The organism is Chromobacterium sp. CCUG 76385, from assembly GCF_059916625.1.
Genome location: NZ_JAUCGU010000014.1, coordinates 12,621 through 32,520 on the forward strand (window position 1 = coordinate 12,621; position 19,900 = coordinate 32,520).

At 65.8% G+C, this 19,900-nt stretch carries 15 protein-coding genes; 8 read left to right on the plus strand and 7 right to left on the minus strand.

The window, feature by feature from the left end; genetic code table 11:
• Positions 1-13 precede the first annotated feature (13 nt).
• The 7 genes from ubiU to QUG01_RS10990 form a co-directional block, all read right to left on the minus strand.
• Positions 14-1,030: a ubiquinone anaerobic biosynthesis protein UbiU gene (ubiU, locus tag QUG01_RS10960; RefSeq protein ID WP_500830175.1), complete on the minus strand. Its 1,017-nt coding sequence runs from the start codon at positions 1,028-1,030 to the stop codon at positions 14-16.
• Positions 1,031-1,111: 81 nt separating this feature from the next.
• Complete coding sequence (locus tag QUG01_RS10965; RefSeq protein ID WP_500830176.1) at positions 1,112-1,489, minus strand: prepilin-type N-terminal cleavage/methylation domain-containing protein; 378 nt, start codon at positions 1,487-1,489, stop codon at positions 1,112-1,114.
• Positions 1,486-3,303 carry a bactofilin family protein gene (locus QUG01_RS10970; RefSeq protein WP_500830177.1) on the minus strand — a complete coding sequence of 606 codons (1,818 nt, stop codon included), beginning with the start codon at positions 3,301-3,303 and terminating at the stop codon, positions 1,486-1,488. The genes QUG01_RS10965 and QUG01_RS10970 overlap by 4 nt, the downstream gene beginning before the upstream one ends.
• The gene (locus QUG01_RS10975; RefSeq protein ID WP_500830178.1) at positions 3,300-3,887 is read right to left on the minus strand and encodes a hypothetical protein; all 588 of its coding nucleotides are present in this window, start codon (positions 3,885-3,887) and stop codon (positions 3,300-3,302) included. The genes QUG01_RS10970 and QUG01_RS10975 overlap by 4 nt, the downstream gene beginning before the upstream one ends.
• The gene (locus tag QUG01_RS10980) at positions 3,884-4,393 is read right to left on the minus strand and encodes a GspH/FimT family protein (protein ID WP_500830179.1); all 510 of its coding nucleotides are present in this window, start codon (positions 4,391-4,393) and stop codon (positions 3,884-3,886) included. Before QUG01_RS10980 ends, QUG01_RS10975 begins: the two co-directional genes overlap by 4 nt.
• The gene (locus QUG01_RS10985; RefSeq protein ID WP_500830180.1) at positions 4,390-4,836 is read right to left on the minus strand and encodes a type IV pilin protein; all 447 of its coding nucleotides are present in this window, start codon (positions 4,834-4,836) and stop codon (positions 4,390-4,392) included. The genes QUG01_RS10980 and QUG01_RS10985 overlap by 4 nt, the downstream gene beginning before the upstream one ends.
• A gap of 140 nt (positions 4,837-4,976) precedes the next feature.
• Positions 4,977-5,360, minus strand: a complete 384-nt coding sequence (locus QUG01_RS10990) for a SirB2 family protein (RefSeq protein ID WP_500830181.1) — start codon at positions 5,358-5,360, stop codon at positions 4,977-4,979.
• Positions 5,361-5,573: 213 nt separating this feature from the next.
• Between QUG01_RS10990 and recC the strand changes: the two genes are divergently transcribed.
• The 8 genes from recC to QUG01_RS11030 all read left to right on the plus strand — a co-directional run bounded on the left by recC (position 5,574) and on the right by QUG01_RS11030 (position 19,862).
• Complete coding sequence (gene recC, locus QUG01_RS10995) at positions 5,574-8,816, plus strand: exodeoxyribonuclease V subunit gamma (RefSeq protein WP_500830182.1); 3,243 nt, start codon at positions 5,574-5,576, stop codon at positions 8,814-8,816.
• Positions 8,813-12,373, plus strand: a complete 3,561-nt coding sequence (gene recB / locus QUG01_RS11000; protein WP_500830183.1) for an exodeoxyribonuclease V subunit beta — start codon at positions 8,813-8,815, stop codon at positions 12,371-12,373. The genes recC and recB overlap by 4 nt, the downstream gene beginning before the upstream one ends.
• A gap of 65 nt (positions 12,374-12,438) precedes the next feature.
• Complete coding sequence (gene pap / locus QUG01_RS11005; protein ID WP_500830184.1) at positions 12,439-13,923, plus strand: polyphosphate:AMP phosphotransferase; 1,485 nt, start codon at positions 12,439-12,441, stop codon at positions 13,921-13,923.
• Positions 13,916-14,656: a substrate-binding periplasmic protein gene (locus QUG01_RS11010; RefSeq protein WP_500830185.1), complete on the plus strand. Its 741-nt coding sequence runs from the start codon at positions 13,916-13,918 to the stop codon at positions 14,654-14,656. Before pap ends, QUG01_RS11010 begins: the two co-directional genes overlap by 8 nt.
• Before the next feature lie 31 nt (positions 14,657-14,687).
• Complete coding sequence (gene recD / locus QUG01_RS11015) at positions 14,688-16,382, plus strand: exodeoxyribonuclease V subunit alpha (RefSeq protein WP_500830186.1); 1,695 nt, start codon at positions 14,688-14,690, stop codon at positions 16,380-16,382.
• Between the two features lie 112 nt (positions 16,383-16,494).
• Positions 16,495-17,376 carry an NUDIX hydrolase gene (locus QUG01_RS11020; protein ID WP_500830187.1) on the plus strand — a complete coding sequence of 294 codons (882 nt, stop codon included), beginning with the start codon at positions 16,495-16,497 and terminating at the stop codon, positions 17,374-17,376.
• 289 nt (positions 17,377-17,665) lie between these two features.
• Positions 17,666-17,875, plus strand: coding sequence for a hypothetical protein (locus tag QUG01_RS11025; protein ID WP_043623136.1), 210 nt, complete (start codon positions 17,666-17,668; stop codon positions 17,873-17,875).
• A 124-nt stretch (positions 17,876-17,999) separates the two neighbouring features.
• Positions 18,000-19,862: an ABC transporter ATP-binding protein gene (locus tag QUG01_RS11030; protein WP_500830188.1), complete on the plus strand. Its 1,863-nt coding sequence runs from the start codon at positions 18,000-18,002 to the stop codon at positions 19,860-19,862.
• Positions 19,863-19,900 lie beyond the last annotated feature (38 nt).

Sequence of the window (19,900 nt, forward strand, 5' to 3'; positions counted from 1 at the left end):
GGACTCCTCGCGCTTATTTCCACGGGCGGTTGTAGGCGCCCAGCGTTTGCTGGCAGCCTTCCGCCACCTTGTTCAGCGCCTGCTGCCAGGCCGCCTGCACCATGAAGCGCTGCCGTTCGCGGCCGGCTGTGTCCAGCGCCTGGCGCAGCACGCGGGTGACCTGGGCGACATAGGCCGGGCTGCGCTGGCGGCCTTCCACCTTGATGGCGGCCACGCCTATCTCCAGCAGCTGCGGCAGCATCGGCAGCACGTTCAGGCTGGTCGGCTCCTCCAACGCATAGTACGTGTCGCCGTTCACGTCGAAGCGGCCCTTGCACAGCGTGGGATAGCCCGCGGGCTGGTCTTTGCCGTAGCGGTCGATCAGGATGCCGCCCAGCCGGGCATCGAGGTGGTTCGCTCCCTGCTGCCATTGCACGAATTTGGCCGGCGAACACACGCCATGGCTGTTCGGCGATTCGCCGGTGGCGTAGCTGGACAGCAGGCAGCGGCCTTCCACCATCACGCACAGGCTGCCGAAGCCGAATACCTCGATCTCCACCGGGCTGTGTTCGATCACCTGCCGCACCTGCTCCAGCGTCAGCACGCGCGGCAGCACCGCGCGCTGGATGCCGAACAGCTCATGCGCCAGCCGCAGCGCCTCGCGATTGGTGGCGGAGCCTTGCACCGACAGGTGCAGCCGCAGATCCGGATGGCGGCGGCGGGCGTAGGCCAAGAGGCCCAGGTCGGCCAGGATCACGGCGTCCACGCCCAGGTCGGCGGCTTGGTCCACCGCGCGCTGCCAGCGGGCGATGTCGCCGCCCTGGGCGTAGGTGTTGATGGCCAGCAGGGTTTTGCGGCCGCGGTCTCGCGCGTAGCGGATGCCGATGCGGGCGGTGTGTTCGTCGAAATTGAGCCCGGCGAAATTGCGGGCATTGGTGTCGTTCTTCAGGCCGAAATAGACGGTGTCGGCGCCGTTGTCGACGGCGGCCTTGAGCGCGGGCAGGCTGCCCGCCGGACACACCAGTTCCGGCAGATGCTGTCTGGCTGGCATGGGAAAGTCACAGATAGGGGAAATGCGGCGACAGTAGCAGATGCCGCCGGGCCGGCCCTTGTTTTGGGTCAAGCCCGGCAGTCACTTGGCCGGCGGCGGGACGACGTTCAGGACGGTGGGCGCGCTCAGACTCAGCGTGTTCTCATCGCCCTGGCTGTCGGTCCATTGCATATAGACCGTGATGGTGTTGTTTGTTTCTTCGCGCCGGCAGCGGAAGCGCGATAGCGCCCCCTTGCCGCGAAACGCGGCGTAGTCAGCTTGGGCGCAGTCGACGAGCGCGCCGTTATGCCGCTGCTCCAGCACGGCCTGGGCCAGATTGGTGGCGGTGTTGTAGTCGTTGGCGGCCATCTGGCTGTGCAGCAGCTCGGTTTGCAGCCGCAGCAGGCCGAGCACGCCAACCGCCAGCACCAGCAGGCTGATCATCATTTCCAGCAGGGTAAACCCGGTTTGGGGCCTCATGAGCCGACTCCGCTGTCCATCCAGCTGTAGGGCTGCGCGGTCAGCGTTTTTTTCGCACCGTTGTTGCTGCCCTGGCCGGGATCGACGCCGGGTTTGAACGAGTCGGGCAACTGGGTCAGGTCTATGGTGGTGCTGCCGCCCCAGTTGTGGCGCAGGCTGGCGTCGTTGCTCTGCCGGGCGGCGCTGATGTAGCCGTGGATGGTGGTGCTGCCGCCGGAGATCAGCATATTGCCGGCCCAGACATTGCCGTACACCTGGGTGGACGCGCCCAGCGTGATGTTGCCGCCACGAAATTGCTGCTTGCGATAGCCTCCGGCGAGCAGCACCGCATGGCCGATGGGGCGGCCCTTGAATATGCCGCCTGCGCAGTAGTCGAGCGGATAGGCGTTGGGGAAGTCGCTGTTGCGGCAAATGCCGATCAGGCCGGCGTAGTTGACGGCGTAGCTGACGTGCTGGCCGCTGGTGACGATGTTGCCGGTGGCGATGAAGGTGTTGTGGTAGACGCCGCTGCCGATTTCCAGGTCGCCGTCGAACCACAGCACGCCGGGGGCCATGGTGGCGCCGCTGATTCTCCAGCGGCCGGGCGCGCTGCCGGCAAAGCAATCGCTGGTGTCGGGATCGTAGCCTTTGCAGATCAGGTAGCTGGGGCTGCCGGCCAGGCAGCGGCCGGAGGCATCGAGCTCGCGGCATAAATGATTGGGTTGCTGGCTGTCGGTGGCGACGCCCAGCCGGTAGCTGCCGTCCGGGATGCCATGTATCTGGCGCACGGTGACCAAGATGCGGCCCTTGTCGTCGTATTCGAAGCGGTAGTGGGCTTCGTGCCGGAAGTCATAGGCGTCGATGCGCGGCCGGGTCACTTGCAGCGGCGGCACCGGCTGCAGCTTGAGCTGCAGCTTGGGATCGACCTGAATGCGGATATCGCGGTTATTGGTGTTGTAACCTAAGCGGCCGGCGATGGCACCGGCTATCGGGGCCCCCCAGCCCTGAATGGTCAGATCGCCCAGCGCCTTCAGGCTGGCCATGCCGCCAAACTGCTGGATGTCTACCTTGCCTTCGGTCTCCAGCGCGCCAAGCGGAGCGCCGCCGGTATTGATGAGGACGTTGCCCTTCACCTGCGCCTGCTTGACGGCGGTTTGGCCGCCCGGGCTATTCAGGAAATCCGCGTTGCCGTTCACGCGCGCCAATTGCTCGACCATGGCGCTGCCCGTCAGCGTCAGTTTGCCCATGGCCTTGACCGTCTGGTAACGGCCGTTGGACAGCTCAAGATTGCCGTTGGAGTGCAGCGTGTTGATGGTCTGGTTGCCGCGGACGATGATGTCGCCGGTGCTCTGCAGCGTGTCGATGTTGTCCACGCTGCCATCCAGCGTGACCGTGCCGTCCACCGTCATGTCGACCGGCTTGTCGCTGATCATCTTGATGGCGCCGCTCAGGTTGAGGTCGCCGACAATCGTGAGCGCGCTGCGCGGCGGGTCCTCGTCGGCGCCTTGCTGGAAAATACGCTGCACCCGAACCTGATGCCCGTCGTAAACACCGATGCTCTCCAGGCGCAGCCGGTCGGCGCCGAGGGCGGTCATTTTGAGTTGGTAGTGCGGGCTGGCCGGCAGCGGCAAGCCCTGGCTCAGCGCGTTTTGCCCGGCGAGCAGTCCTTCTTCCGCGTAGTTCAAGGCCTGATGGTAGCGCTGCTGGTTTTGCGCATTCGCATGCGCCAGCACCAGTTGGCGCGAACCGGCCAGCAGCACCAGGCTGGCCAGCGCCAGCAGCGTCAATGCCATGAACAGCGTGGCCAGGCCGCGTTGTTTTGCCTGGCTGCTCATTGGACGCTCACCGTCGGCTGATTGCGCAGCGTGACGCTGGTGTGGATGTCCAGCTTCTCCTCGCCGGCGCTGCCGGCAGCGTGCGCCGCCAGGTCCAGGGCAATGGCATGGGTGCCATCGGCGGAGAAGCGCAGCGAGTCGATGACGCCGATATCGGTCTTGCTCAGATCGTCCCACAGCGCGTCTGCTGCGTTGCAACTCCAGCCTTTCTGATCGGTCGTCAGGCGCTGGATGCGGCCGCTGCTATTCAGGCGGAAGGCGAAGAAGCGCTTGCCGTCATTGTTTTGCGGCGGCGGCGCGTCGTAGGCGTAGCGCAAACAGCGGCCACCCTGTTCGATGAACAGCTGGCGGTAGGGATTGCTCTGCGCATCGCCGTTGCCGTTCCAGTAGCCGGCGCGGCGCAGCTCCATCGCCATCAGCGATAGCGAGGCGTCCAGCATCGCGCCCAATTGGACTTGGCGGCGGTCATGCGCTTGGCCGCCCAGCAGGTTGACCAGCAGGCTGGACATCGCCAGCAGCAGCAACAAGCCTATGGTCATGCCCACCAGCAGCTCCAGCAGGCTGATACCGCGCATCGCTTTCATGGGCAGCGCACCGCGCTATTGTGGATCAGCCCGGTCGACAGCAGCTGCAGCTCTGCCGGTTGGCAGGCCGCGCGTCTCAGTTGCAGCGTGATTTCGTGCTGCAGCGGGCCGTCGGCATCCTGAGGTATGCCGCGCAGCGGCGAAAACGCCAGCTGCAGCGGCAGGGCTTTGCCCGGCGCGCTCAGGGCGATGCCGGCATGCTGTTCGCTGCTTATGCAGCGCAAGTCGCGGCTGGCGTCGCAGCCATTGGCGATCTTTTGTTCGGACACCCGCATCAACCAGCCATCTTTCTGCTGGCTGAATTCCACCCACACCAGCTTCTGGCGGGTGGTGGCAAGCTTACGCGCCAGTTCCAGGCTCTGCTGGATATCGTCCTGCGCGCCCTGCAGTTGCTGCCGGGCGATCCACGGCCCCACGGCTGGCAGCGCCAGCGACAGCAAGACCGCCAGCAGCGTGAGCGTGACGAGCAGTTCGACCAGGGTGACGCCGCGCCAAGGAGCTTTCATCGCCGGCCCCAGCATGGCAAGGGCTCCAGCGTGACGGTGTGCTGCCGTTGGGTCAGCGTGATGGTCTGGCATTCGGCGTCGGCGGATTGCGCGCCGCCGGCAACCGCGATGGCGCGGATAAAGTAACTGGAGGCGGCATCGGCTTTGTTTGGCACGCCGGTTTCCAGCCGGTAATAACCCTGGGCGCTGATGCCGCCGGCAAACGGCGTTTTCAGCTTCTCAATGGCGTCGGCGTAGTCCTGGTTGAAGCCGCGATAGCGCAATTGCGCCTGCTGCAGCTGATGCAGCGCATCCAGCGCGTCGCTGCGGCGGCTGCGCTGCATATAGCTCTGGTAGCTGGGGATGGCGAAGCCGAGAATCAGCGCGGCTAGCGTCAGCACGATCAACAGCTCGATCAGCGAGAAGCCGCGAGTCTGTTTCGGCAAGCATGGGGTATGGGTCATCTGGCCACAGGCTCCGACATCAATGGCTTGGGGCAGGGCGGGAACATGCGCACCGGCGCGATGGGGCATGGACGGCGCGGCCGCCGTCCCTACCTGTTTCCTAGAAGTTTGAAACCGGACAGTCAAGATTGCCGGCGGATTTACAGCAGAGGCAGCACCATCTTGGTCTTGGCCACCAGCAGGATGTAGGCGACCACCGCCAAGGCGGCGAAGAAGGCCAGGCGCCGGCTCTTGGGCGTGGCGCCGCGCAGCGCGATGGTGCCGAGCGCCACATAGGCGACGAGCCCGATGATCTTGGCCAGCAGCCACGGGCTGTGCAGGATGGGCCAGCCGCCCATCGCCACCAGCGCAATCGCACAGCCCAGCAGCAGGGTGTCGATGACATGCGGCGCGATGCGCAGCGGCTTGTTTTGCAGCAGATGGCCGCGGCCCCCCATCACCAGCGCGCCGCGCGCGGCGAACAGCAGGATGGACAGGATGGCGAAGCCCATATGGGCATGCTTGACGATCAGATACGGATACATGGCGGGTACGGGCTGGGAAGGCGCTGCGCGCCGATGCCGGCCATGGTACACGGGGAGGGCGGCATTTTGTAGCGCGCCATGCGTGGCGCGGACGCAGAGAGGGGATTGGTACGGGGCGATTCATTGCGCATATGGTATGTCATTGGTATGAATGAGTGTTGATCAATATCAATCCCGGCGGCGCGCTGCGCCGGCCTTGCGATGCCTGGCGCAATGCTACAATCCGGCCATACCCGCATCCGGACGCGCGCCAACTCCATGCTGTTCCTCTATCAATCGAATCGTCTTGAGCAACTGGGCGAACTGTTTCGCGGCATGACGCAGACGATGCCGCTGGCCGACCCGTTCGCCGCCGAAACGGTCATCGTGCAAAGCCGCGGCATGGGGCGCTGGATCACCCTGGACCTGGCGCGCCAGGCCGGCATCGCCGCCAATATCGACTTTGTGCTGCCGGCCGCCTTTGCTTGGCGGCTGATGCAGAAAGTCATGCCGGAGCTGCCGAAGAAATCCGCTTTCGTGCCGGAAGTGCTGGCCTGGCGCTTGCTGGCGCTGCTGCCGACGCTGCAGGGCGAGCCGTTCGGGCCGGTGCGGCATTATCTGGAGGGCGGCGAGCGCGCGGCCTTTGAATTGGCCGGCAAGATCGCCGACATCTTCGACCAATACCTGGTGTTCCGCCCCGACTGGATACGCGCCTGGGAGGGCGGCGAGCTGTTGGGCCTGGGCGACGACGAGGCCTGGCAGGCGGCTTTGTGGCGGCGGCTGGCCGAGAGCGACCCGGGCCGCCACCGCGTGCGCATGCTGGACCAGTTCTTCGCCGAGCTGAAACCCGGGCATTTGCCGCCGCGCGTCACCTTGTTCGGCATCGCCAGCCTGGCGCCGATGTATCTGGCCCTGGTCAAGCGCTTGTCCGAGCTGACCGATGTCTGCCTGTTCACGCTGAACCCGTGCGAGGCGTACTGGGGCGACATCGTCGACGCCCGGCGCAAGCTGAAGCTGAGGCAGGCCGGCGACCTGTTCGCCACCGAAGGGCATCCGCTGCTGGCGTCCCTGGGCAAGCAGGGGCGCGATTTCTTCGAGCTGATCGCCGAGGACGCGGAGCTGGACGCGCGGCCGCTGTTCGCCGCGCCCAAGGGCGCTAGCCTGCTCGCCCGGCTGCAGCGCGATATTCTGCAGTTGAACGACCCAGCGCAAGACCCGCGGCCATTCGATCCGGTCGATGGCTCGGTGGAGGCGCACGCTTGCCACGGGCCGATGCGCGAGCTGGAAGTGCTGAAAGACCGGCTGCTGGCGATGTTTGCCGACGATCCCGCGCTCAGCCCGGCCGATGTGGCGGTGCTGACGCCGGACATCAACGCCTATGCGCCGTATATCGACGCGGTGTTCGGCCGCCGCGACGACGCGCCCAACATTCCGTACAGCATCGCCGACCGCCGCATCGAGCGCGAGCAGCCATTGTTGTCCACCTTCGCCGCGGTGCTGAAGCTGGCGGATTCGCGCTTCGCCGCCGACGCGGTACTAGCGCTGCTGGATTGTCCGGCCTTGCTGGCGCGCTTCGATCTGGCCGACGCCGACCTCGGCTTCATCCAGGACTGGGTGCGCGATGCCGGCATCCGCTGGGGGCGCGATGCCGCTCACAAGGCGGCGCTGGGCCTGCCGGCCGAGCCGATGTACACCTGGCGCTGGGGGCTGGACCGCCTGCTGCTGGGCACCGTGCTGCCGCCGGCCTTGGCCGGCGACGAGGCCGGCCTGTTCGCCGGCCTGCTGCCTTATACCGCGGCCCAGGGCCAGTTGGGCGAAACGCTGGCGCGTTTCGCCAATTTCTACGACGCGCTGGATGCGCTGGCGCGCGAGTGGTCCGTTCCCGCCGCGCCGCAGCAATGGGCGCAGCGCTTCCATTGGGCCTGCGACGCGCTGTTTGCGGCGGACGGCGATGACGAAGCCGCGCTGGAACTGCTGCGCGCCGCCTTCGCCGAGTTGGCCGAAGACGCCGATCTGGCCGGTTTCGAGCAGCCGGTGGAGTTGGCGGTGGTCCGCGACTGGCTGCTGCGCCAGCTGTCCTTGTCGTCCGCGCAGGGCTTTCTGTCCGGCGGCGTCACCTTCTGCGCCATGGTGCCGATGCGCTCCATCCCGTTCCAGGTGCTGTGCCTGATCGGCATGAACGACGGCGCCTATCCGCGTGACGAGCGGCCGGTCAGCTTCGATCTGGTGGCGCGCCATCCGCGGCGCGGCGACCGTTCGCGCCGCTTCGACGACCGTTATCTGTTTCTGGAAGCCATTCTGTCGGCGCGCAGCCGCTTGTATCTGTCTTATGTCGGGCAGTCGGCGCGCAGCGGCGAACCCTTGCCGCCGTCGCCCTTGCTGTCCGAGCTGTTCGATACCCTGTCCGCGATGTGCGGCGAGGACATGGCGGCCAGGCTGACTTTGCGCCATCCGCTGCAGCCGTTCGCGCCGCAAGCCTTCGATGGCGCCGATGTCAGGCAGGCCAGCTTCGAGCCGGCCTTCGCCGCCGCGCTGGCCGCGCCGCCGGCCGAGCCCAGGCCCTTTGTCGCGGCTATGCCGGATCAGCCGCTGGCGACGCTGGTCAATCTGCACGATTTCATCCGCTTCTGGCAAAACCCGGCCCGCGCCTGGCTGGCGGATCAGCTGGCGATACGCGTAGGGCGCGGCGACGAGGCGCAACCATCGCGCGAGCCGTTTGCGATGGAGCGCGACGCCAGCCAGACGCTGCGACGCCAATTGGTGGAGGCCATGCTGCACCGCAAGCCGTCCGTCCCGGTGCGCCAGCGGGTGGCCGCCGCCGGGCTGTTGCCATGCGGCGAGCTTGGCCAGGCCTGGCTGCAGGAGGAGGGCCGCGCCAGCGTGCGCCTGGCCGGCCGCTTGCCGCGCGCGCTGGCCAGCGAGACGCTGCCGCCGCAGCCGGTGCATCTGGAAATCGGCGGTTTCACCCTGGTGGGCGAGCTGTACGGCTTGCGGCCGGAGGGGCGGCTGAGCTTCATCGTCGGCAAGCTGAACGCGGCGCAGCGCATCGAGCTGTGGCTCAGCCATCTGATCCTGTGCGCGGCCCGGCCGGCCGGCATCGCCTGCCATAGCGCCTGCTACGACGACGCCGGCAGCATCCTGCTGCACGACGAGATCGACGCCGCCGGACTGTTGGCTCCATGGCTGGCGCGTTGGCGACAGGGCCAGGCTCAGCCTTTGCCGTTCTTTGGCCGCACCAGCTGGGCCTATGCCGAAGCGCTGGCCAAGAGCCCGGAGAATCAGGAGAAAGCCTTGTCCGCCGCCTGGCAGAAATGGGAGCCGAATTTCATCCTGGGCGACGGCATGGCGCAGAAGGACGAGCCGGCCATCGCGCTGGCCTTCCGCCACCAGTCGCCGCTGGACGACCCGCTGTTCGCCCAATTGGCGCAGACGCTGCTATTGCCGCTGGCCGAAAGACTGCAGGGAGGCGAGGCATGAGCGCGATGCAGGCGTTGGACGCGCTGAACTGCCCGTTGAGCGGCGTCAATCTGATCGAGGCCTCGGCCGGCACCGGCAAGACCTGGACCATCGCCGCCTTGTTCGCCCGGCTGCTGCTGGAGGAGCGCGCCGGCGCGCCGCCGCCCACCGTGGACCAACTGCTGGTGGTGACGTATACCAAGGCCGCCACCGCCGAGCTGCGCGAGCGGCTGCGCAGGCGGCTGGCCGAGATGCTGGCCGTGCTGGAAGGCAAGGCCGATGGCGACGAATTCCTGCAGGCGCTGGCGGCGCGTTTTCCCGCGGGACCGGCGCGCGAGCAGGCGCGGCAGCGTTTGATCGCCGCCGTCACCGGCTTCGACGCCGCCGCCATTTACACCATCCACGGGTTCTGCCAGCGCGTGCTGACCGACGCCGCCTTCGAGAGCGGCCAGACCTTCCAGGCTGAATTGGTGGAGGACGACGCGGCGCGGCTGGCGGAAATCGTCGACGATTTCTGGCGCCGCCGCATCATCGCCGAACCGTTGCTGGCCCAGGTGCTGGTGGAGCAGGGCGCCACGCCGGATGCCTGGCTGGCGGAAATCCGCCCCTATCTGTCCAAGCCCTACCTGAAGCTGCGCGCGCCGGACTCGGCCCGGCTGGACACGGCGCGACGGCTGGCGGAGGAACGCTGGCAAGCGCTGGCGGCCGATCCGGCGCGAGTGGAGCAGGGCTTGGCGCTTTTCCTCGCCCACCCCGGCTTCAAGGCCAATATCTACCGCCCCGATACCATGCAGCGCATAGCCGAGACTTTGCGCGGCTGGCTGGCGCTGCCGGACAACCTGCCGGAGCTGGACAGCGACAGCCGCAAGCTGCTGGAAAAGCTGCTGCCGGAAGCGCTGGCCAAGGGCATGAAAAAGGCCTGCGAGCCTCCGGCCCATCCGCTGTTCGAGCAAGTCGAGGCCTGGCTGGCGGCCTGGGGGCGGTATATGGAGCAGGTCGCCAACTCCTTGGCCGGCCTGAAGCTGGAGCTGATCGCCTGGGCCAACGAGGAATTGGCGCGGCGGCGCGGCGCGGAGCGCAGCCGCAGCTTTGACGACCTGCTGACCGATCTGGGCGCGGCGCTGGATCATCCGGAAACCGGCGCGCTGCTGGCGGCGCAGGTGGCCAGCGGCTTTGCCGTGGCGCTGATCGACGAGTTCCAGGATACCGATCCCACCCAATACCGCATCTTCCGCCGCTGCTTTGTCGAACAAGGGCGGCCGGTGTTTCTGGTGGGCGACCCCAAGCAGGCGATCTATAGCTTCCGCGGCGCCGACATCTTCGCCTATCTCTCCGCCCGGCACGACGCCGAACGCCACTATACGCTGGACACCAACCGCCGCTCCGACGCGCCGCTGGTCGAAACCGTCAACGCGCTGTTCGGCCGCGAGCTGCCTTTCCTGCTGGAGGGCATCGCCTATCAGCCGGTGGCGGCGCAGCCGTCCTCGGGCGCGTATCTGGACGTGGACGACGACCGCGCGGCTTTCAATGCGCAGTGGCTGCAGGCCGGCGACAAGGCCTTGAGCAAGGAAGCGGCGGAAGCGGCGGCGGCCGAGGCGTGCGCCAATGAGATCGCGCGCTTGCTGTCCTTGGCGCTGGAAGATCGCGCCGCCATCGTCAAGGGCGAGACGCGGCGGCCTCTGGCGGGCGGCGACATCGCGGTGCTGGTGGCCACCCACAGCCAGGGCGACCGGGTGCGCACCGAGCTGCGCGCCCGCGGCGTGGCCAGCGTGGCGCTGACCCAGGAGAGCGTGTTCGCCAGCCGCGAGGCGGCAGAGCTGCTTGCCCTGTTGTCGGCCTGGGCGGAGCCGGCGCACGAGGGCCGTCTGCGCCGCGCGCTGGCCACCGAGCTGGCCGGCCTCGATGCCGCCGAGATCAAGGCCGAGCTGGAAGACGAGTCGCGCTGGGAGTTGCAGCTGCTCAAGAACGGCGCCGATCATCAGCTGTGGCGCGAGCGCGGCTTCATGGCGGCCTGGCGCCATTATTTCGGCCGCGAGCGGGTGGCGGAGCGCTTGTTGCCGCTGCCGGACGGCGAGCGTCGCTTGACCAATCTTGGCCACCTGGCCGAGCTGCTGCAACAGGAGAGCGAAAGCCGTCAAGGCATGGCGCCGCTATTGGCCTGGCTCGCCGGCCGCGTGGCCGATCCGCCGCGCGGCGAGGATGCGGTGCTGCGGCTGGAGAGCGACGCGGCGCTGGTGAAGATCGTCACCGTTCACACCTCCAAGGGGCTGCAGTACCCGGTGGTGTTCTGTCCATTTTTATGGAACGGCGCGCTGGAGAGGCGCGGCGCCAGTTTCTGGAGCTATCACGACGGCGACCAACCCTGGCTGGCGCCGGACGTGGCGGCCGACGACGGCGTCAAGCAGGCGGCGCGCAGCGAGATGCTGGCGGAGAAGCTGCGCCTGTTGTACGTGGCGTTGACGCGCGCCCAGTATCGGCAATACCTGGCCTGGGGCTGGGTGCGCGAGCTGGAAACCGCCGCGCTGTCGTGGCTGTTGCATGCGCCGGGCGCGCGCAGCCTGGCCGAGTTGGAGTCGCAGGGGTTGGACGGCGCCCAGGTGGAGGCGCAGCTGCGGGACTTTCTGGATGGCCGCGGCGCGGCGGCGCGCTGGCTCGTCGATGAAGGCCGGCAGACATTGAGCAGCCTGGACGCCGCCGCGCGCCGCTATGCCGCGTGGCCGTTCGAGCGCAAACTGTTCTCGCCATGGAAGATCGCCAGCTTTACCTCGCTGACGCACGACGCCGGCAGCCATCTGGCCGAGGCGCCGGATTATGACCGCTCGGCCAAGCCGGCTGAGACCGAGCCGGCTGCGGAGCCGCAGTTCGATCGCTTTCATTTCCCGCGCGGCGCCAAGGCTGGCGTCTGCCTGCACGAGATATTCGAGAAGATCAGCTTCGGCGCGGCGGAGCCGGACATCCGCGCGGCGACGGAACAGGCGTTGGCCCGGCATGGTTTTGGCCTGGAATGGCTGGATGCCGGTTGCGACTTGATTCTGGGCACCTTGGGCGCGGAGATCGCGCCCGGCGCGCGGCTGGGCGATGTGGCCGACCACAAGCGGCTGATCGAGCTGGAGTTCACGCTGCCGGTGAAGCGGCTGGATGTGAAGGCGCTGATCGCGGTCTTGCAAAAGCCCGAGCACGGGCTGGCCGAGCCGCTGCGGACGGCCGCCGGCGCGCTGGATTTCGCCACGGTGCAAGGGTTTTTGAAGGGTTTTGTCGATCTGGTGTGCGAGATCGATGGCCGCTACTACCTGGTGGACTACAAATCCAACCATCTGGGGAACGATTACGACGATTATCGCGTCGACAATCTGCTGCAGGCGGTGGCGCGCGAACAATACTATCTGCAGTACCTGATTTATCTGGTGGCGCTGCGGCGCTACTTCGCCGCGCGCGGCGTGGATTGGGACGGCCGCTTCGGCGGCGTGCGCTACCTGTTCCTGCGCGGCATGGGATCGGCCGGATGCGGCGTGTGGGCCGACTCGCCGTCCATCGCCCTGCTCGATGCGCTGGATGGCCTGCTGAAGGGAGATCGGTAGTTATACGCAGTGATGACTACCGTAGACTGCAACTAAGCTAAGCTAGGGGATAAGGATGGAACTTCATGTTTGAATCTGCCGAAATCGGCCACCGCATAGACAAAGAGACGTTTCGCAAGATGATGCCCTCGCTGCGCGAGGCATTGCTCGACGTGCAGTACGACCTGAAAGAACAAGCCAATGTCCCGGTGCTGATCCTGATTCACGGTTTCGACGGCGCCGGCCGTGGCGAAACCATGAACCTGATCAACGAGTGGCTGGACCCGCGGCTGATCCACACGGTGGCGTTTGACAGCCCCAACGACGAAGCGCGCGCCCGGCCGTGGATGTGGCGCTACTGGAGCGAGCTGCCGGCCAATGGCCGCATCGGCATGTTCTTCGGCTCGTATTATTCCGATACCTTGTTTGACCGGGTATTCAGCCGCAGCGACCGCGACGCGTTCGACCGGCAGATCTTCGATATCCTCCGCTTCGAGCGCATGCTGACGCTGGATCGCGCGGTGGTGCTGAAGTTCTGGTTCCATCTGAGCCGCGACAAGCAGAAGCAGCGGCTGAAGCAACTGGAGCAGGATCCGGCCACCAGCTGGCGCGTCACCAAGACGGACTGGGAGCACTACGAGCGCTACGACAAGATCCGCAAATACGGCGAACACATGCTGCGCCTGACCAATACCGCCTATGCGCCGTGGATCATCATTGACGGCGAGGACGCCAATTACCGCAGCCTGACTGTCGCCAACACCATACTGGAAGCGATCCGCAAGCGCATCGGCCAGACCGTGCTGACCACGGACCATACCGAAGCCCCGCCGCTGCTGGCGCCGATAGACAACAAGCTGGTGCTGGACACTCTGGTGCTGGACCAGAAGCTGGACAAGGACACGTATCAGAAAAAGCTGGATCAGCTGCAGGGACGGCTCAGCAAGCTGACGCGCGATCCGCGTTTCGCCCGCCATTCGTTGGTGTTGGCGTTCGAGGGCAATGACGCGGCGGGCAAGGGCGGCAGCATCCGCCGCATCACCCAGGCGCTGGATGCGCGGCGTTACCGGGTGGTGCCGGTGGCGGCGCCGACCGAGGAGGAAAAGCTGAAGCCATGGTTATGGCGTTTCTGGCGCCATGTGCCGGGCAAGGGGCGCGTCACCATTTTCGACCGCAGTTGGTACGGGCGGGTGCTGGTGGAGCGGGTGGAAGGATTCGCCGCCGAAGCCGACTGGATGCGCGCCTACTATGAAATCAACGATTTTGAGCACCAGTTGACCGAGAACGGCGCCATCGTGCTGAAATTCTGGCTGGCGATCAGCAAGGATGAACAGTTGGCCCGGTTCAAGGGGCGCGAGGAAACCGGCTTCAAGCGCTTCAAGATCACCGACGAGGATTGGCGCAACCGCGATAAATGGGATCTGTACCGCCAGGCCGTCAGCGACATGGTGGACCGCACCAGCACCAGCAAGGTGCCGTGGACCCTGGTGGAGGCCAATAACAAGTATTTCGCCCGGATCAAGATTCTGACCACCATCTGCGAAGCATTGGAGGCAAGGTTGAGTGAGTAGAGTGCTCTGGTTTTGCCTGATGGGTTTGTTGAGCCAGCCGGTGTGGGCGCAAGTCATCCTGCGCGCCGGCGTGGCCAGCGACACCAGCGAACCGCTGCGCCAGGCAGGGGATGGCGAGTTGCAGCAGGCTTACCGCGAGGCTGTGGCGCTGATCGCGCGGCAGAGCGGCATCCGCTTCCAGCTCGACTACTACCCGACGCAGCGTTTGGAGCAACTGTTTGTGATCGGCCGGCTGGATATGGAGGTCGGCGTCAACCCGTCCTGGCGCGCGCTGTCGCCGGTGGCGGGCTTCTATACCATGCCGATAGGCGAAGTGGAGTACCAGCTGTGCCTGCCGCCCGGCAAAGGGCATGTTCAGACTGCGCTGGCGGATATGAAGGGCTGGACGGTGGGCACGCTGGCCGGGCAGCAGTACCCCTTGCTGGAGCCTGCCTTCCAGGCGCAACGGCTGAAGCGCGACGTATCGAGCAACGAGGACGAACTGCTCGACAAACTGCGGCTGGGCCAGGTGCAAGCGGCGGCGCTGGAGCGCGGCCGCGCCTTGTACTGGAATCGACGGGCCGAGGGCAGCCTTTGCCAGTTGTCGGAGTCGGCAGGCAGCCTGCCGGTGATGCTGCGCCTGCATCCGAAATATCGCGAGCTGCTGCCGAGATTCAATCAGGCCATTCAGACGCTCAACAACCAGGGCAAACTCAAGCCTTTATTCAGCCTGCGCGGCCCGGTCGTTCCCTGACTGCGGCGGCATGGCCATTCCCGGATTGATGATGAAATCATTTTCACCGCAGTTGCCTGAGCAGTTGGCCGCCTTGTTCTCGCGGCTGTTGCCCGATGTAGACGACGCCCTGCTGGCCTTGATCGGCGAGTTGAGCCACGCCAATCAGGCCGGCCATGTTTGTCTGCCGCTGGCGCATCGGGCGGAGCTGAAGGCTTTGCGGGCCAGCCCGCTGGTCGGCGCGCCCGGCGCGTATGCGCCGCTGATCCTGGACGATGCGGGGCGCCTGTATTTTGCCCGCCATTGGCATGATGAAGACCGCTTGGCGGCGGCGCTGATCCGTTTGGCCGAGCCTTTGCCGCTGCCGGACGAGGCCAGGCTGTCGGATTTGCTGGCGCGACTGTTTCCCGACGCCGGCGATGGCCAGCCGGATCGGCAGAAGCTGGCGGCGGCCCTGGCGGCGCGGCAGCGGCTGATGGTGATTTCCGGCGGGCCCGGCACCGGCAAGACCACCACCGTGGTGCGGCTGCTGGCCCTGCTGGCGGCCATGTCGCCGCGGCCGCTGGTGATGGCGATGGCGGCGCCGACCGGCAAGGCGGCGGCGCGGCTGTCCGAGTCGGTGCGCGCGGCGCGGGATAGGCTGGACGTGGACGAGGCGGTGAGGCGTCAGTTGCCGGCCAAGGCGGAAACGCTGCATCGTCTGCTGGGCTTGCGTCCCGGCGCGGAGCAGCCGCGCCATCATGGCGGCAATCCGCTGCCGCTGGACCTGCTGGTGGTGGACGAGGCGTCGATGATAGACCTGGCGCTGATGGCGCGCACGGTGGAGGCGCTGCCTTCGCAGGCCCGGCTGATCCTGCTGGGCGATCGCGACCAGCTGTCGTCGGTGGAGGCCGGCGCGGTGCTGGGCGAGCTGTGCGCCCGCATCGGCTATCGCGAGTCCACTCGGCAATGGCTGCGGCGGGTATGCGGCGCCGAGCCGGAAAGCGGCGGCGAGGCCGGCGCCTTGACCGACTGCGTCGCCTTACTGACCCGCAGCCATCGTTTCGGCGCGGCGTCCGGCATCGGCGAGCTGGCCCGCCGGGTCAACGCCGGCGACGGCGCGGCGGCGCTGGATGTGCTGCGCGACGCGGCCTGGGCGGACGTGGCGCTGCGGGATGCGGTGGAGGACGCGGCTTTGCTGGCCAGGCGCGACGGTTATTGGCGCGCCGTGGCGGCAGGCGAGCCGCCGGAGCGGGTGCAAAGCGCCTTCTCCGCTTTCATGCTGCTGGCGGCGGAACGGCGCCAGGTGGCCGAATGCAATCAGCGCATCGAGCGCAAGCTGGAGCGCGATGGCTTGAAGCAACCGGGTCGCGACTGGTATCCGGGGCGGCCCGTCATGATCAGCGAGAACGATTATGGACTTGGGCTGTTCAACGGCGACATCGGCTTTGCGTTGCAGGGCGAAGCAGGCCTGCGCGTGCTGTTTCCGGCGGATGATGGCGGCTGGCGGGCCTTTGCGCCGGCGCGTTTGCCGGCGCACGAAACGGTGTTCGCGATGACGGTTCACAAAAGCCAGGGCTCGGAGTACGACGAAGTGTGGCTGCAGTTGCCGGAGCAGGTGGGGCCATTGTTGAACCGGGCGTTGTTGTATACCGCCATCACCCGGGCGCGTTCCCGCTTTGCCGTCGCGGGCAGCGAGGCGGTCTGGCTGGCGGGCGCGGCTTCCGCGCCGCGGCGCGATTCCGGCTTGGCGGACCGTTTGCGCTGAGCCAAATGGATGGAATGCAACACTTCGCGCCATAGTGCGAGGAAGAATAGTCAAGCGCCGGTAGACATCCTAAGATGCAGCCTTCCCGAAAAAATGCAGGGGGAGAGTGTTCATGCAGGTGGATGCCGTTCTGGGCTATCTGGATAAGATCAGCCGATTCGATTCCCAACAGTTCACGCCGCTATTCGTCGGCACCGAACGCATGGGTTGCGTCAACGCGCAATGGAAGGCGCGCTTGCTGCAGCATGAGTCAGCCCTGTTCGAAGAGAATTACCTTGGCGTCTGTTGCCGGCTGGACGGCAGTTACCGCAGCATCAGCCATGCGCTGGCCTTGGCGGCGCGGCGCTGGCAGCAGGCCGGCTGGCTGAACGGCTGGCGCAACGAAAACTTTACCGCCTTCCGTCAGGACGGCACGCCCTTTTTCGAGCTGGAACGCGCCGCCTTCCGGCCGCTGGGTTTGACCAGCCGCGCGGTTCATATCAACGGCTTGTGCCGCATGGCGGACGGAGAGGTTCGGATGTGGGTCGGCCGGCGCAGCCCGCATAAGGCCGTGGACCCGAACCGGATGGACAATCTGGTTGGCGGCGGCGTGGCGGCTGGCGAGACGCTGGAGCTGGCGCTGGAGCGCGAGGGCTGGGAAGAGGCCGGCATCGCGCGCGAGTCGCTGCAAGGGCTCAAGCCATCCGCACTGCTGCTGGCCCAGCGCCCAGTGCAGCGCGGTCTGCATCGCGAATGGCTGTATGCCTACGATTTGTGGCTGCCGCTGGGGCAGTCGCCCTGTTGTCAGGACGGCGAGGTGGCGGAGCACTTGCTGCTGCCGCTGGAGGAGGTGGAACAGCTGCTGGTGGCGGAGCGCTTCATGATCGATGCCGCCCTGGTCAGCATGGATTGCCTGTGCCGCTTGGGCTATTGGCAGCAGGCCAATCCGTTGGTGGCCGACGCGCTGGCGCGTATTCGGCATGCCATGGGCCAGGATGAGGCGGTGCTGGCCTGAGTCCAGCTTATCGCGTCCCGCTTGCGTGAATGAAAAAGCCCGGCAATGCCGGGTTTCTTTTTGAGATGAGCCGATGCGGTATGATTTTTCATCATTTTATGATGAGTGTTTCAATATTGGAATATTGTGATTTTAAGTGGTTTTGTCAGCGCCATATGATGCTGTGTAAAAGTTTGAGATGGGTTGCGCATTAGGGTGAGCGCTCAGCTTAACTCATGTTAATATTGCCGAGAGGAAATCCAATCAGTATAAAAATTCAATAAACGCCGTTTCGACAGAGATAATAAAAATGTACCGGTTGAAATTGATTTCGCCGCACTTCGGCATCGACGACAAGGGGCCGTTGCATCCGACTCAGGAGCAGGCGCGTCAAGCAGCTGAGTTGATGCTGCGTGTGTATAGGGGCAATGTGCGCGCGGAAGTGCATCGCGTGGACGTGAAGACGCGCAAGACCGAAAAGCTGGAAGAGGTCTACATCAAACAGGAGTGGATCGAGTAGTTCGGCGCGGACTGTATTCTTACAACTTTCCCGTTGCATCTTGTCGCAGGATACGCTACCGTCATCGCTCCCTTAAACCCATTGTCCGCGCGCCTCCCCGGCGGCGGAGAGCGGAGCGATCTTTATGTTTGGCTGGTTTGAACGCCGAGTGTCGCCGTATCCGGACACGCCCCCTGCCCAACCTCCTCAGGGCTTTTTTTCCTTTATCTGGTTCTGCACCAAAGGCCTGCGCGGTCTGATCCTGTGCATGACGCTGCTGACTGCCTGCATCGGCGCCTTCGAAGCGCTGCTGTTTTCGATGATGGGCTCGGTGGTCGATTGGCTGGCCAAGACGCCGGCGGATCAACTGTGGCAGCGCGAACGCGGCCATCTGTTTTTGCTCGGCGGCATCCTGCTGGGCAGCGTCGCGTTGGTTGCCTTGCAGGCGATGTGCAAATACCAGGGCCTGTTTTCCAATTTTCCGATGCGCTTGCGCTGGAATTTCCACCGCCACTTGCTGGGCCAGAGCCTGAGCTTTTATCAGGACGAATTCGCCGGCCGGGTCTCGGCCAAGGTGATGCAAACCTCGCTGGCGGTGCGCGACACGGTGCTCATCCTCACCGACATCATGGTGTTTGTGGTGATTTACTTTGTCACCATGATCGCGGTGCTGGGACATTTCGACCTCTATCTGCTGCTGCCTTTCCTGGCTTGGCTCGCGCTGTACGTCGCCACGCTATGGTTCTTCGTGCCGCGCCTGGGCAAAGCCGCGACTCAGCAGGCAGACGCGCGCAGCCTGATGACCGGCCGCATCACCGACGCCTATACCAATATCGCCACCGTCAAACTGTTTTCGCATGGCCAGCGCGAGGCGCGCTTCGCCAAGGGCGCGATGCAGGAGTTTCTGGCCACGGCCTATCGCCAGATGCGCCTGGTCAGCGGCTTCGAGATCGTCAATCAGTTGACCAGCATGCTGCTGGTCGGGCTGACCGCAGGATCGGCGCTGTGGCTGTGGAGCCGCGGCGAAGTCAGCTACGGCGCGGTGGCGGCGGCGATTGCGATGGCGCTGCGCCTGAACGGCATTTCGCACTGGATCATGTGGGAAATGTCCAGCCTGTTTGAAAACATCGGCACGGTGCAGGATGGCATCACCACGCTGTCGCGCCGCGTCACGGTGCTGGACAAGCCCGATGCGGCCAAGCTGGAGGTGCCGCGCGGCGAGATCCGTTTCGAGAACGTGGACTTCTCCTATGGCGGCGCCAAGCAGGTGATTTCCGGTCTGGACCTGACGATACGCCCGGGCGAGAAGATCGGCCTGGTCGGCCGCTCCGGCGCCGGCAAGTCCACCATCGTCAACCTGCTGCTGCGCTTCTACGACCTGGACGGCGGCCGCATCCTGATCGATGGCCAGGATATCGCCGGCGTCACGCAGGATAGCCTGCGCGCCAACGTGGGCATGGTGACGCAGGATACTTCGCTGCTGCACCGCTCGGTGCGGGAGAACCTGCTGTATGGTCGGCCGGATGCTGGCGACGAGGACATGATCGCGGCGGCGCGTAAGGCCGAGGCGGACGAATTCATCCGCACCCTGAGCGACCCGAAGGGCCGCACCGGCTACGATGCCCACGTCGGCGAGCGCGGCGTCAAATTGTCCGGCGGCCAGCGCCAGCGCATCGCCATCGCGCGCGTGATGTTGAAGGACGCGCCTATACTGCTGCTGGACGAGGCGACCAGCGCGCTGGACTCTGAAGTGGAAGCGGCGATCCAGAGCAGTCTGTACCGTCTGATGGAAGGAAAGACCGTGGTGGCTATCGCCCACCGGCTGTCCACCATCGCGGCGATGGACCGGTTGATCGTGCTGGACCGCGGCCAGGTGGTGGAGCAGGGCACCCACCAGCAATTGCTGTCGCATGGCGGCTTGTATGCCAGATTGTGGGCCCATCAGAGCGGAGGCTTCCTTGGCGAGGAAGATGACGACGAGAACGACAGCGTGTCGTTGATGGGGTGATCGCGCCAACCCCTGCCTGTGGGTAGGGGTTTTTTATG

Coding starts and splice junctions, on each gene's coding strand:
- ubiU (WP_500830175.1), bottom strand. CDS start 1,030: ATGCCAGCCAGACAGCATCTGCCGGAACTGGTGTGTCCGGCGGGCAGC.
- QUG01_RS11030 (WP_500830188.1), top strand. CDS start 18,000: ATGTTTGGCTGGTTTGAACGCCGAGTGTCGCCGTATCCGGACACGCCC.
- recB (WP_500830183.1), top strand. CDS start 8,813: ATGAGCGCGATGCAGGCGTTGGACGCGCTGAACTGCCCGTTGAGCGGC.
- QUG01_RS10965 (WP_500830176.1), bottom strand. CDS start 1,489: ATGAGGCCCCAAACCGGGTTTACCCTGCTGGAAATGATGATCAGCCTG.
- QUG01_RS10970 (WP_500830177.1), bottom strand. CDS start 3,303: ATGAGCAGCCAGGCAAAACAACGCGGCCTGGCCACGCTGTTCATGGCA.
- recD (WP_500830186.1), top strand. CDS start 14,688: ATGAAATCATTTTCACCGCAGTTGCCTGAGCAGTTGGCCGCCTTGTTC.
- QUG01_RS11020 (WP_500830187.1), top strand. CDS start 16,495: ATGCAGGTGGATGCCGTTCTGGGCTATCTGGATAAGATCAGCCGATTC.
- QUG01_RS10990 (WP_500830181.1), bottom strand. CDS start 5,360: ATGTATCCGTATCTGATCGTCAAGCATGCCCATATGGGCTTCGCCATC.
- QUG01_RS10975 (WP_500830178.1), bottom strand. CDS start 3,887: ATGAAAGCGATGCGCGGTATCAGCCTGCTGGAGCTGCTGGTGGGCATG.
- QUG01_RS10985 (WP_500830180.1), bottom strand. CDS start 4,836: ATGACCCATACCCCATGCTTGCCGAAACAGACTCGCGGCTTCTCGCTG.
- QUG01_RS10980 (WP_500830179.1), bottom strand. CDS start 4,393: ATGAAAGCTCCTTGGCGCGGCGTCACCCTGGTCGAACTGCTCGTCACG.
- QUG01_RS11025 (WP_043623136.1), top strand. CDS start 17,666: ATGTACCGGTTGAAATTGATTTCGCCGCACTTCGGCATCGACGACAAG.
- pap (WP_500830184.1), top strand. CDS start 12,439: ATGTTTGAATCTGCCGAAATCGGCCACCGCATAGACAAAGAGACGTTT.
- recC (WP_500830182.1), top strand. CDS start 5,574: ATGCTACAATCCGGCCATACCCGCATCCGGACGCGCGCCAACTCCATG.